The organism is Dyadobacter sp., assembly GCF_051859145.1.
In the GTDB taxonomy this organism is placed as follows: domain Bacteria; phylum Bacteroidota; class Bacteroidia; order Cytophagales; family Spirosomataceae; genus Dyadobacter.
The window spans coordinates 1-11883 of the sequence record NZ_JBHYGF010000081.1 but is presented as its reverse complement, the minus strand read 5'-3'; the positions used below and the strand labels follow the sequence as shown (position 1 = coordinate 11883).

At 45.4% G+C, this 11883-nt stretch carries 12 protein-coding genes; 7 read left to right on the top strand and 5 right to left on the bottom strand.

The annotated features are described in order from the left end of the window. Positions 1-679: response regulator (locus tag ACTIE6_RS06320; protein WP_439555824.1), on the top strand; the 679-nt coding region annotated here is incomplete at its 5' end. Between the two features lie 7 nt (positions 680-686). On the opposite strand, the gene ACTIE6_RS06315 is transcribed toward ACTIE6_RS06320, so the two are convergent. After that, positions 687-1685, bottom strand: a complete 999-nt coding sequence (locus ACTIE6_RS06315) for a polysaccharide deacetylase family protein (RefSeq protein ID WP_439555823.1) — start codon at positions 1683-1685, stop codon at positions 687-689. A 190-nt stretch (positions 1686-1875) separates the two neighbouring features. Between ACTIE6_RS06315 and ACTIE6_RS06310 the strand changes: the two genes are divergently transcribed. Further along, positions 1876-2856, top strand: coding sequence for a hypothetical protein (locus ACTIE6_RS06310; protein WP_439555822.1), 981 nt, complete (start codon positions 1876-1878; stop codon positions 2854-2856). Between the two features lie 17 nt (positions 2857-2873). Here the strand turns inward: ACTIE6_RS06310 and ACTIE6_RS06305 are convergent, their stop codons facing one another. The 3 genes from ACTIE6_RS06305 to ACTIE6_RS06295 are packed head-to-tail and all read right to left on the bottom strand — an operon-like array spanning position 2874 to position 5574. Then, positions 2874-3857, bottom strand: a complete 984-nt coding sequence (locus ACTIE6_RS06305; RefSeq protein WP_439555821.1) for a bifunctional heptose 7-phosphate kinase/heptose 1-phosphate adenyltransferase — start codon at positions 3855-3857, stop codon at positions 2874-2876. Between the two features lie 44 nt (positions 3858-3901). Further along, positions 3902-4330 (bottom strand): GNAT family N-acetyltransferase, encoded by a 429-nt coding sequence (locus ACTIE6_RS06300; RefSeq protein WP_439555820.1) that lies wholly within the window; start codon positions 4328-4330, stop codon positions 3902-3904. Next, a complete protein-coding gene (locus tag ACTIE6_RS06295) occupies positions 4327-5574 on the bottom strand; it encodes a bifunctional 3,4-dihydroxy-2-butanone-4-phosphate synthase/GTP cyclohydrolase II (protein WP_439555819.1) in 1248 nt (415 codons plus the stop codon). Before ACTIE6_RS06295 ends, ACTIE6_RS06300 begins: the two co-directional genes overlap by 4 nt. A 176-nt stretch (positions 5575-5750) precedes the next feature. On the opposite strand from ACTIE6_RS06295, the gene ACTIE6_RS06290 reads away from it, so the two are divergent. The 4 genes from ACTIE6_RS06290 to ACTIE6_RS06275 all read left to right on the top strand — a co-directional run bounded on the left by ACTIE6_RS06290 (position 5751) and on the right by ACTIE6_RS06275 (position 11228). Beyond that, positions 5751-7691, top strand: coding sequence for a gliding motility-associated C-terminal domain-containing protein (locus tag ACTIE6_RS06290; RefSeq protein WP_439555818.1), 1941 nt, complete (start codon positions 5751-5753; stop codon positions 7689-7691). A gap of 169 nt (positions 7692-7860) precedes the next feature. Beyond that, a complete protein-coding gene (locus ACTIE6_RS06285; protein ID WP_439555817.1) occupies positions 7861-9792 on the top strand; it encodes a gliding motility-associated C-terminal domain-containing protein in 1932 nt (643 codons plus the stop codon). Between the two features lie 48 nt (positions 9793-9840). Beyond that, positions 9841-10188 carry a YbaB/EbfC family nucleoid-associated protein gene (locus tag ACTIE6_RS06280; protein ID WP_439555816.1) on the top strand — a complete coding sequence of 116 codons (348 nt, stop codon included), beginning with the start codon at positions 9841-9843 and terminating at the stop codon, positions 10186-10188. A gap of 11 nt (positions 10189-10199) precedes the next feature. Beyond that, positions 10200-11228: a glycosyltransferase family 2 protein gene (locus tag ACTIE6_RS06275; RefSeq protein ID WP_439555815.1), complete on the top strand. Its 1029-nt coding sequence runs from the start codon at positions 10200-10202 to the stop codon at positions 11226-11228. On the opposite strand, the gene ACTIE6_RS06270 is transcribed toward ACTIE6_RS06275, so the two are convergent. Further along, on the bottom strand, positions 11209-11430 hold the full coding sequence (locus ACTIE6_RS06270) for a PspC domain-containing protein (RefSeq protein WP_056279397.1): 222 nt from the start codon (positions 11428-11430) through the stop codon (positions 11209-11211). The genes ACTIE6_RS06275 and ACTIE6_RS06270 overlap by 20 nt on opposite strands. A 347-nt stretch (positions 11431-11777) precedes the next feature. Between ACTIE6_RS06270 and ACTIE6_RS06265 the strand changes: the two genes are divergently transcribed. Then, positions 11778-11883: cold-shock protein (locus ACTIE6_RS06265; protein WP_439555825.1), on the top strand; the 106-nt coding region annotated here is incomplete at its 3' end.

Genomic DNA, 11883 nt, shown 5'->3' with positions numbered 1-11883 from the left:
CTCTACAATTACCCTCGCATTTAAAGTATCGGACAGCGGTATTGGGATATCAGAATCGCAGCAATCCAATGTATTTCATATTTTCACGCAGGTTAAAAGTCTGGTTGAAAGGCAGGATAGTGGCACGGGGCTGGGATTGGCTATATCCCGTGAGCTTGTACGCCTGTTTGGCGGAGAAATCAAACTGGAAAGCGAGTTGGGCAGCGGCTCCTCATTTTTTTTTCAAATCGAGCTGCCATATTCTGTCAAAAAAGCGGCTCCATTGCCGGTTGAAAAGCTGCTGACTGCCCATTTCAATCTCAACGCCAGAATATTGCTGGTCGACGACAATGCAACAAACCTGATGCTCGCGACAAGACTTCTTGAAAGAAAAAAAATCCCGTTTGACCTCGCAGCAAACGGGAAAGAGGCGGTAGACCTATATCGCGAAAAAGGCCACGAGCTGATTTTTATGGATTTGAGAATGCCCGTAATGGACGGTTTTGAAGCCACAAAGCAAATCAGGGCGCTGAATCCTGATGTGCCGATCGTGGCGTTAACTGCTTCTGCATTCGAAGATGAACGGGAGCGTGCATTATCCAGCGGGTTCAGCGACTATCTGGTCAAACCATTTCTCCCGCCCGATTTTTACAAGATTATCGCGTCTTATATTGGAATCGAAAATGACGGATTGTCATAATTCACTCCTACTTCACCTTTTGCCTGCGCTGCATTGCTTCGCGCCAGGTAGTCAGTACAATACCTTCTTTTTCAATGTATTTTTTCAATTCAGGATCTATCATTGCCAGAAAATCTCCTTCTCTGGTCGGCCACGAGTCTGATATTTTTGGGAATACTTCTGTGTGAATCGTGCAATGCATGATCACCATTGTAAGTCCGGGCTTTAGTTTGCCAAAAGCCTCGATGTACTTTGCTGTCTTGTATTGTTGCATTGCTTTCTCCGACTTATCGCCATTTTCAGGGCCTTTCCAGCCGTAGCTGCTGTTTTCCAGATCGTCAAGTACGGGGAGACCTGCATTCCAGAGTTGCTGACCTATTTTCTGTGTCATTTCAAATTGCTCGGCAACCAGCTTTTCTTCCGCCCGAACCGCAGTATTGTGTCCTCCGGGAAACATAACAGGGATTTTTTCCTGCATCCCGACTTTAATGTACCGCTCGATAAATTGGGGAGTAGCAAACAATGTCCCCATATGTGAATCAAGATGCGTTGGTTCAAAGCCCATTGACTTGGCCCGGTCGAGCTGCGCACGGATTTCCTGCTCTACTTCATCAGGCGATGCATTTTTTACTACCTCTGCAACACTGGGCCACAAGGCGCCTTCCGGATCTGTTAAGCCTTTTACCTGTTGTTTTCCGGCCAAAGGTCCCCAACGGTAGTCTTTCCATTCAGAAGTCAGCGTCAAATGCAATCCCGCGTCAAGGTCTTTATTCTCTTTCCAATATTTAACAAAGCCCGGTACCCAGCCGCAGGGCATCATCACACTCAGCGAATTGGCAACTCCCTCCCGGATCGCACGTATCGCACCCTGGTTTGACTCGTAACTCATTCCAACATCGTCAACGTGGATAATCAGGACCTTTTTACCTTTCGGGTATCCTAGTTTTTCAGCGAAAGTTTGTCCGGCCGACTGGGAATAGGCGACTGTCGAGACGCAAATCATGAGCAGGAGCAGTGTTACGTTCATCGTGTATTTAGGTTAAGTTTTGTAACAAACTTTTTTCAGACTATACAGAACAGGAAGAGTTTTGTACCATTATTTATACTTCTTTACTGTTGAAAAATAGCGATCAGCCTGGTGAGGTAATCTTCAAACACAATACCCTATTTTACTTTCACGTTATTTGCCAGATTAACGCACCCCCTAATTTTGCTTTATGATAAATAACCGGTACCTCCTGGCGTGTCTTTTGTTATTGACGATAACAGCTGCCAATGCGCAACATTTTGCATTAAGCCGGCTTTTTTATCCTAATCTTACATTAAAAGCAGATTACTACGTGCCTTCCAGCCTCGACGGTGTGCAGGATTACGGGATGTCAAGAACCGGGTTTCTGGGGGTTATTCCGCTGCAAAGTGAGGTGCAGCTGGGATTCAGCTTGCGAAAAAAGTTTGATTTACGTGCGGTACATACCGTGGCTATCGCACAATACACGCAGATCCAGCCTACTATTGACACCAAGAATGTTCCAGGAAACGGCTACAAGACACTTTCACTAGGCATTATCAGGTTGCAGGCCAGCATCAAAGACCGACTCTGGGCTTACGGTGGGGGTTTGGGGATGACGGAGACAAACGAGACATTCTTTAGTCCGCAGCCATTTTTCTGGGGTGGTGCCGCGCGCATGCATATTCTGGGTTTAAGAACGCAGATTGCCTACGGGTCAGTGATAGCTTACAATCAGAAACTGCGCTTTGTGCCGGTGTTCGCGGTGAATAAAGGTTTGGGAAAACACTGGCGGGCTTCTGCATTACTGCCTTTTGTGGCGAATGTAAACTATAAAGCTACCAAGTGGTTTAATGTGGATATGTTTGGCGGGCTGAATGGATATAGCGGCGGTTTTCAGTTTCAGACTCCCGAAGAAAAAACACTCAGACGCGAAAATTACAGGCACATTAAAGTTGGAATGTCGGCCAATGCGCACCTTTTCAGCGTAATAAACGTCTCGCTTGAAGCTGGTGTTACCACTTTCCGGCAGCTTCGTACATTCAACAGCGCAAGAGAAAATCTGACTTCCTATACACCTGCAACCACGCCTTATATTGGCGCGAGCGTGCGCTATATTACAAGCCGGTCAAGTCTTTCTTCCAAGTTTATCAAGAAAATGGGCCTTGGGCAGACTGGTATTAACTGGTAATCGGAATATGTTGGGGATCAGGCCAGGTTCAGTTTTTCTGCCTCGGATTTTAACAGCGCCTTGTTGATTGGAACTACGCCTACCATTTCACAAACCAGTCCACCACCGAGATTTGAGATCGCTGCAATCGACTTCGGCGGTAAGTTCAATGCAACACAGCAGGCAGCAATGCTGATCACGGTATCGCCTGCACCGGAAACGTCAGCGATGTGACGAATGTGCGCTGGGAGCTTGTGTGTTTCTCCATTGAGATCAATAAAAACGCCGCGCTCAGAAAGGGTGATCAATGCGCCTTTTACATTCAAAGTTTCTTTCAGCTGCTCCACAGTCGCACGCAATTCCTCCGGCTTGTCGACATTAAATTCCACTTTCAAACCTTCCCGAAGCTCTTTGAGATTTGGTTTAAAAAGGGTAGTGTGGTTATAGGAAAGAAAGTTACGTTTTTTAGGATCTACAACTGTCGGGATGTTAAGTGAGTTGGCAAATGCAGTTATTTCGCCGATTGACTCAGCTGTAAGAACACCTTTATCGTAGTCCTCAAATATAATAACGTGACAGGTCGGGATCAGCTCTTTCGCTTTTTCCACCAGCTGCTGCGTTTCGCTTCTGGAAATAGGGCGGTCTGTTTCAGTATCAATGCGGACAACCTGTTGTGAGCCAGCGATAATGCGTTCTTTGATGGTTGTAATGCGGGCGTCGCTGCGAATCAGCCCTTCACAGTTCAAGCCTTTTTCTTTCAAACTATTTTCAAGCAAATCTCCGGAACTGTCCGCGCCGATCACCGAGCAAACGATCGCTTCTGCTCCGAGTGATTGTACATTCAAAAGCACATTCCCCGCACCACCGAGGCGGTATTCGCGCCTCTGAACAGTTACAACGGGCACGGGTGCCTCAGGTGAAATCCTGTCCACTTTTCCCCAGACGTAAGAGTCCAGCATAACATCGCCGATCACCAATACACGCAGGGAATCGAATGCTTCAAAGATCTGATTTATGTTCATTTGTAAAATATGCTCACTTGATCCACTGCCGCTTCTGGTGATCATCACACTTTGGCTACAAAATGGAGGCTGGTAATTTGAAATCTTTTGTTGAGATAGAGTCTGTGCGCGTCCGTTCTTGCCTCCGAAACGCCCGAGTCAAGGTGTACCTGATCAAAATTGCCTGTCCGGGCATAATCCATGATCCAGTCCAGCAGCATTCCTGCATAACCTTTCCCGCGATGTTGCGGAAGTGTCGAAAGATCGTCTATATAAATGTATTTGCCCCGAAACAGATTATAGCCTGTCTCAAAAACAGCTACTGCGGCCGCTTCGTTTTCTGTTTCTGCGAAAATGATTTTCCGGTTGTCTGCCAGTGTTTTGACTACCTCCGAAAGGTACATTTCATCCGACAAACCCGGTCTCAGCGCCTGTATTGCGCCGCGGCATTTGAGAATGTCGGCTTCTGTTTCAGCGGTCCTGATGGTGATCATCCTTTATTAACAGGAATAGTAAGATTGCTCAGGTTATGTCCCATTTTATCCCTTTTGGTAAGAAGATACTTCTCATTGAATGGATTCGCAGGAATTTCCACAGCTACGGAATCTATGATTTCGAGTCCGTACCCGATCAGACCTGCGCGTTTTTTGGGATTATTTGTAATGAGTTTGATTTTGGTAACATCCAGGTCACGCAGGATTTGCGCCCCGACACCATAGTCGCGATCGTCCATTGGAAAGCCCAGTTCGAGGTTAGCCTCAACAGTATCTCGGCCCATTTCCTGTAGTTTATAGGCGCGTAGTTTGTTCAAAAGTCCGATTCCGCGTCCTTCCTGGTTCATATAAACGATCACACCTTTGCCTGCTTTGTCAACCATATCCATGGCGGCATGCAGCTGCGGACCGCAGTCACAACGGCAGGAGCCAAAAATATCTCCGGTAACACAAGACGAATGGACGCGTACCAGTACAGGTTCGTCTTTTTCCCAGGTTCCTTTTACCAAAGCCAAATGCAGATCGCCGGTATTGATCTGACGGTATGCAATAAGATCAAAATGACCCCAGGCAGTCGGCATATCTACCCCAATTTCCCGCTTGATCAACGATTCTTCGCGCAGCCGGTATTCAATCAGGTCTTTGATGCTGACCAGTTTGAGATTAAACCGATTAGCAATCTCGCGCAGTTGAGGAAGGCGCGCCATTGACCCGTCTTCATTCAATATCTCAACCAAAACGCCTGCAGGAGATAACCCGGCAAGTCTCGGAAAATCGATGGCAGCTTCTGTGTGCCCTGTTCTCCGGAGTACTCCGCCTTTTTTTGCCCTCAACGGAAAAATATGCCCCGGCCTGCCCAGATCTTCCGGTTTGGTCTCCGGATTGACAAGCGCCTGAATGGTTTTGGCACGGTCACTTGCGGAGATCCCGGTTGTGCAGCCATTGCCCAAAAGATCGACGGAAACGGTGAATGCAGTTTCGTGCAGCGCCGTATTGTTGCCAACCATCATTTCCAGGTCCAGCTCGGCGCAGCGCTCTTCCGTAATCGGAACGCAGATCAGGCCGCGACCTTCACGCGCCATGAAATTGACGATTTCAGGGGTAACCAGCTCTGCTGCACAGATAAAGTCACCTTCATTTTCACGATCCTCATCGTCCACTACAATGATCAATTCACCTCTTTTGACTGCCTCAATGGCATCTTCTATGGAATTCAACTTAATCGGATTGTTAGTGCTATTCATTAATCGGGTTGATGAAAAATAGTTTTAAACCAAAACTCGTTTTTACCGTACAAAGGTATATTGTTAATATCGAAAGTTCTATTTTTGAACTTGGTCGAATGGTTAACAATGGATTTATCTTAACCGTTTCAAAGTTTGGAGCAAGACGACTTATCAGGGGACATTTCTACTCATCTATGAATTTCAGGCAGTTGATCGCATTTGTGTTGGGCTTGTTCCTGGCTTCGTCCTACCAGGTTTCGGGTCAAAGCTTTTGCGGAAACACGGGCGGTTTTTCCATTACACCCTCCCAGGGTTGCGCGCCACTGACTGTCACGTTGAAAAACCTGGTTCCCAAGGCCGAAAGTGTCACATATGCTTACAACTTTGATCGTTCGCAAACCACAGCCCCAAACCCCCCATTAGCAACGCCGGATTCTACTTTTACCTACAACCTGCCGGGTACCTACACAATTCTGCAATATGGAAGCGCCAATGGTACAGGTTTCAGCCAATGTGCGGATGTGATTGTGAAAGAGACACGCGCTCCGAATGCTGAGTTGATCAGGTGTACCGACGGAAAAGTGAGATTGACACTGATCAGTGACAGTATTTCCAATGCGTATGATGCCATTATTGTCGACTGGGGCGATGGTTCTGCCCAGAGTTGGAGTCCCAAAAGCAGCAGTTTATATCTTGATCATTCTTATGCATCAAATGCCAGCCGTCCCATTTCTTTAAAAGGAAGTTACCGCAATGCGGATTGTCAGCAGAAAATGGGAGTGAGAACTTTGACCGGAACTACTCCGCAATCTTTGGCCAGAATTGAAATCAAAAGCGTGGAAATGCTGGAATCAGGTGAAGCCAGAGTTTTGTACGAAGGCGTCGAAGGTGTTGTTACGGAAGTTTTGATAGACAATGGAAATGGTCAATTTACTCCAACCGGAAAGGTGGGGCAGGGCGGCGGAACTCAGCTGGCTACCATCGCAGGGCTGGACCCGACGAAGCTGTACAGGTTCAAGCTTTCTTCCAAAAACATCTGTGATGAGCTGGTGGACAGCCCAACCGTAAGTAGTATAAGTATCAGGGAAGCCTCGCTGTCACTCGACGAAATTATTTCACTTTCCTGGCAGAATCTGCCTAATACAGGTGATATAACAATGTATCAGTTAAAAAGGGATGGTGCGATTATCTTTTCGTCGGCTACCGAACTTTCCTATTCTGATACTGATGTCATTTGCGGAAACAGTTACAAATATGAGATTGTAGCTATTATCGGCAACGATATCCGCTCTTATTCAGCGCCCATTGTACTGGAACCTCAAACCTCAATCCCCGCTATGATTAATCGTGCGAGTGTTACAGTTCAGGACAATAGCACGATCACCACGCAGGTTACGTTAGCCGGTGAGGGACTGACCAGTTCGTACGACCTCATCGTTGAGCGCGCGCCGCGAGGTAGCAGCAATTTTAAAAAGATATCTGCAACGGACAATCAGAGCCTGCAATTTGTAGATACCAATGTCGATCCTTCGACAGAATCTTACTGCTATCGTTTTCAGTATGAGAATGCGTGCAACCAGAAATCACCCGATTTCAGTAGCCCGGTTTGTTCCATCCTCTTATCGAGCAAGGCACCTGAAATTGTCTGGAATGCAGATTCGCCATTTACAGAGCCGGTAAGTTCTTACGATTTGCATCAGCTTGATAACCAGGGCAACATCGAGGTTGTAATTTCCAAAGAGCTGGGTACGGCACATGTTTTGGATCTTGCAAAACAGTCTTCCTATTCTTACCGGGTCGAAGCGAAGTCAGCTGATGGTTCTATGACCAGTTACTCCAATCTGCTTCGATTCAGAAGTGACCCGATCGTACTGGTGCCGGATGCATTCACACCAAATGGAGACACTCACAATGAACGTTTTGAGGTAAAAGGCTACTTTATTTCCGAGTTTGAAATGTCCATTTTCAATCGGTGGGGCGAAGTGGTTTTTCACACCAGCGATTTATCGGGAAGCTGGGACGGTAAGGTGAATAGCAAAGAGGCTGCGGGCGGCTACTACATTTATCAGATCAATGCGACCGATAGTTCAGGTCAAAAAATTGCAAGGAAAGGTAGCTTTTTATTGATAAGGTAGGATTTTTCTAATCCATTGATTGTACGGATAATAGTTTGGAGTCTCTCCCGTTAATTATTTGCGTAGATTGCGACCCTGATTTCAAGATCTCCCCGATACGCTTCACAATTCCATATTGCTCAATGTTAAATTGACTGTCGTTATAGCCGAAGCTTAATATTGCACACTTATGAAATTATTGCTACCTCTTCAATCAGTTCTAGTTGGTCTTTTTTGTTTACTGAAAACTCCTGCAAATGCGCAGGATCCTACTATCGGTTTGTGTAAGCAAGGCGGGGGTGGTTTTGATATAGATGTTTCAGAAGGATGTGCGCCTTTGGCTGTAAAGCTCACAAATACTGTTTCAAATAGTCTGAATGTTTCGTATAACTATGGGTACGACGGCAGAGCTGCGCCAAGTTTGAGCACGATCACTTCCAATGTTTACAACATTCGGGGAAGTTTTGTAGTACTCCAGCAGGTAGTAGTACCAAGCGGTGTAATTTATGCATGCAAGAGCGTGACAGTTTTCGAAAGTCGCCAGCTTACCGCGGCATATTCTTCTTGCGGCGGCGGAAAAATAACACTCAGTTTAGCGGAAGACCAGATCATTGCGGGTTATGATGAAGCCAGAATTGAATGGGGCGACGGCCAGACTTCAAACTGGAAAAGGGGTGACAGCTATATATTTGAACATAACTACACGAATACAAGTACAAGCCCGACCGTAAAAATCACAGGGTTGCATGTTGGTAAATCCTGCGCACAAGGTGCAACTGCCAATATTCCAATTTCATTTCAGCAAGCTCAGCTTAATGATATATCGATCAAATCGGTTGAGATGCTGGGCAGCGGAGTTTTGCGGCTGAATTACCTGGGTGTAACTGCCATTCCTACTGAAATCAAATACAGTACTGACGGGAATACATTTGGTAGCGCAGGAAAAAGATCTTCTGGAGGCTTGCAGCCTGTGGACATTAAAAATGTTAATGTAAATCAAAGCTACAAGGTAAAGCTTTCTTCTCAGGACCTTTGCCAGGGGCTGACAGACAGCAAAGTAATTACAAGTATGACGCTGGCTGGAAAGTCGGTAGATGGAAAAAATACGTTAACATGGAATAAATATCCCGCCGATGCCGATTTCGTCAGCTACGATTTGCTTCGGGATGGAACGGTAATCAAGAGCTTCAATTCCATTGAAGAGATTACTTATACCGATGAGGATGTTGCCTGCGGAAGCTATTCGGAATACCAGGTAGTTGCTAAGCTTAAAGATGTAACATCTACTTCGGCACCTGTTGGTGTGAAGACGGAGGTATCTTCTGCCAGGCCGATATTACAAGCTTCTGTGTCTGTGGCGGGGGATAATATTGTAGTTATAAAAGCCAATGTGCCGGGTGCAGGGCCTAATAGCACCTATGATCTTTCCATTGAAAAAGCAGAAGCCGGAACACCTACTTTCCGAAAAATAATCACGCTTTATAACCAGAACGAATATTCGGATCCTGATGTAAAAACCGCTGAAACTTCTTATTGCTACCGCTTTAATTATCAAAATTCGTGCGGGCAGAAGTTGCCTGTAACACAACCAATTTGCACGATTTTACTGAAAAAAAACCTTACTACATTAACCTGGTCGCCAGAATCACCACTGCTCGAAGGTGTTGACAATTATGAGGTAAATCAAATAGCCTCCGGCGGTTCTACTACCATCCCAAACCAGCTTAAAACAAGCTACACCGTTCAACTCAGTGCACAGAGCGATCTGGAATATAATTTCCAGATCCGTGCGAACTCGGCTTCGGAGGATTTCGAGAGTTTGTCCAACATTATCAATTACCGCAGAAGTGCTGGCGTTTTTGTGCCTGACGCATTCAGTCCCAATGGAGACGGTTACAATGATGTGCTGGAAGCAAAATCAACACAGCTGCAATCATTTGCGTTTTCTGTGCTTAACAGGTGGGGAGAAGTGGTTTTCCATTCGGAAGATATTGCAAAAGGCTGGGATGGAACCATCAATGGTGAAAATGCACCCGTGGGATCCTACGTTTACAAAATGACTTTCGTGGACGACATCAACCAAACAGTTGAAAAAAGTGGTACTTTTATGCTTTTAAGGTAGAAATCTTCAAAGAAATTTGTAGAAGCCAACACTTAACGGTTTAAAGATATGTTTGGAAATATGGCAGACATGATGGGCATGATGGGTAAAATGAAAGACCTGCAGTCCCGGATGAAAGAAGCTCAGGAACAACTTATTACCATCACAGAAACCGCTGAATCAGGCGGCGGGTTGGTAAGAGCCACGGTAAATGGACAAAAGTCGCTGATCAGTCTGGATATCGATCAGGACCTGATCAAACCAGAAGACAAGGAAATGCTGCAGGATCTTATCGTTGCAGCAGTAAACCGGGCTTTCGATAATATCGAACCCAAAATAAAAGCGCATTTACAAAAAGCAACTGACGGTGTGTTACCCAATATCCCAGGGCTGGATCTGAGTGGGTTTATGAAATAACAACTCCCCCGATGACCTCCTCTGTTGCGATCGTAATCCTGAATTACAACGGTAAGCATTATCTCGAAAAATTTCTTCCCAACATTGTCCGCTATTCGGTCGGTCACGACATCTGGATAGCGGACAATGCATCTACCGACCATTCCCTGGACTGGGTAGATGCGAATTTTCCCGAAATCAAAACATTAAGGATTGCCGAGAACAAGGGTTATGCAGGAGGCTACAATGAGGCGCTCAGGCAAATTACCTCCGACTTCTACATCCTGCTGAATTCAGATATCGAGGTAACTCCAAATTGGATTGAGCCCGTCGTTTCCTTCATGGAATCTGACAACAGTATTGCAGCTTGTCAGCCTAAAATCCTCGCCTACGACTTGCCCACGCACTTTGAATATGCAGGTGCTGCCGGTGGTTTTATGGATTACCTGGGATATCCGTTTTGCAGGGGCAGGATTTTCGATACCCGCGATCAGGACCTTGGGCAATATGATGATCAAAAGGATGTGTTCTGGGCAACTGGCGCTTGCCTCTTTATGCGCTCCTCCGCTTTCCATAAAGCGAATGGATTCGATGAATCCTTCTTTGCGCACATGGAAGAAATTGATTTGTGCTGGCGGCTTTTAAATATGCAGTACCGCATTACATATTGCGGCAGGTCAGTTGTTTACCACGTAGGCGGTGGTACTTTGCACAAATCAAATCCGAGAAAAACATTCCTGAACTATCGCAATAACCTGATTATGCTGTTTAAAAACCTTCCGAAAGGAAGAAGGTGGAAGACGGTTTTTATCAGGTTGGTACTGGATGGGATTTCAAGTGTGCGCTTTATGGCAGCAGGAGCCTGGCCGGATGTACTCGCCATTATCAGAGCGCATTTTGCATTTTACAGAATGATCCCTTCATTGATGAAGGATGTACCGCGTACAACTTACAGGGCGCCACTCTATTACAAAAGTATTGTGTGGGAATATTTCGTGCGCGGAAAGCACCATTTTGAACAACTTTCCGGGGTAAACCCACCTATAGCTCCCAAATCGTAGGACTATTGCTCTTTCTCCAATGCTGCCTGATCTCCATCCAGAATGCAAGTACCAGATACAATATGATCGGTGAGCCAAAGGTCATGAAGGTAGCGTAGATGAAGTATTTCCGAATGCTGCTTGCTGGAAAATTCAGCTTTTCACCCAGCTTGGCACATACTCCAAATATTTGATTCTCAACGTAGTATCGAAGTTTGTTCATGCCTTTCTCGAATTGTTAGTTCATAGTTACCAATTTTAGAGGGGATAAACAATCAACCTGACGGTTTTTTATCAAAGGGTATGGTGAAGCAAAATACCGCTAAGTCGTTAGTTTACAAATTCTTTTACCAAATAAATTGTTTTACAAACAATTTTTGTTTCTTTGTGATTAAAGATTTTGTAAGTTGTTCATTATAATCAAGATGTCTTAACAAGATTTTCCAAAATTTCTTTCGCCATTGCTTTGAGCCTCCCTCAATTATTTGGTGAAGGCATTTCGAATATCAACTGAATCGCGAATAAAATCTTTGTGTTTTCACCTTATTTCAATTTTTTTATTTCAACATTATGCCAACAGGTACTGTAAAATTTTTCAATGAAGCTAAGGGATACGGCTTCATCGTTGAAGACGACACAAACAGAGACATCTTTGTCCATGTGACAGGATTGGGAG

What these genes read in the sequence shown, in the direction of transcription:
- ACTIE6_RS06315 (WP_439555823.1), bottom strand. Translation starts at nt 1,685, where the DNA reads ATGAACGTAACACTGCTCCTGCTCATGATTTGCGTCTCGACAGTCGCC.
- ACTIE6_RS06310 (WP_439555822.1), top strand. Translation starts at nt 1,876, where the DNA reads ATGATAAATAACCGGTACCTCCTGGCGTGTCTTTTGTTATTGACGATA.
- ACTIE6_RS06305 (WP_439555821.1), bottom strand. Translation starts at nt 3,857, where the DNA reads ATGAACATAAATCAGATCTTTGAAGCATTCGATTCCCTGCGTGTATTG.
- ACTIE6_RS06300 (WP_439555820.1), bottom strand. Translation starts at nt 4,330, where the DNA reads ATGATCACCATCAGGACCGCTGAAACAGAAGCCGACATTCTCAAATGC.
- ACTIE6_RS06295 (WP_439555819.1), bottom strand. Translation starts at nt 5,574, where the DNA reads ATGAATAGCACTAACAATCCGATTAAGTTGAATTCCATAGAAGATGCC.
- ACTIE6_RS06290 (WP_439555818.1), top strand. Translation starts at nt 5,751, where the DNA reads ATGAATTTCAGGCAGTTGATCGCATTTGTGTTGGGCTTGTTCCTGGCT.
- ACTIE6_RS06285 (WP_439555817.1), top strand. Translation starts at nt 7,861, where the DNA reads ATGAAATTATTGCTACCTCTTCAATCAGTTCTAGTTGGTCTTTTTTGT.
- ACTIE6_RS06280 (WP_439555816.1), top strand. Translation starts at nt 9,841, where the DNA reads ATGTTTGGAAATATGGCAGACATGATGGGCATGATGGGTAAAATGAAA.
- ACTIE6_RS06275 (WP_439555815.1), top strand. Translation starts at nt 10,200, where the DNA reads ATGACCTCCTCTGTTGCGATCGTAATCCTGAATTACAACGGTAAGCAT.
- ACTIE6_RS06270 (WP_056279397.1), bottom strand. Translation starts at nt 11,430, where the DNA reads ATGAACAAACTTCGATACTACGTTGAGAATCAAATATTTGGAGTATGT.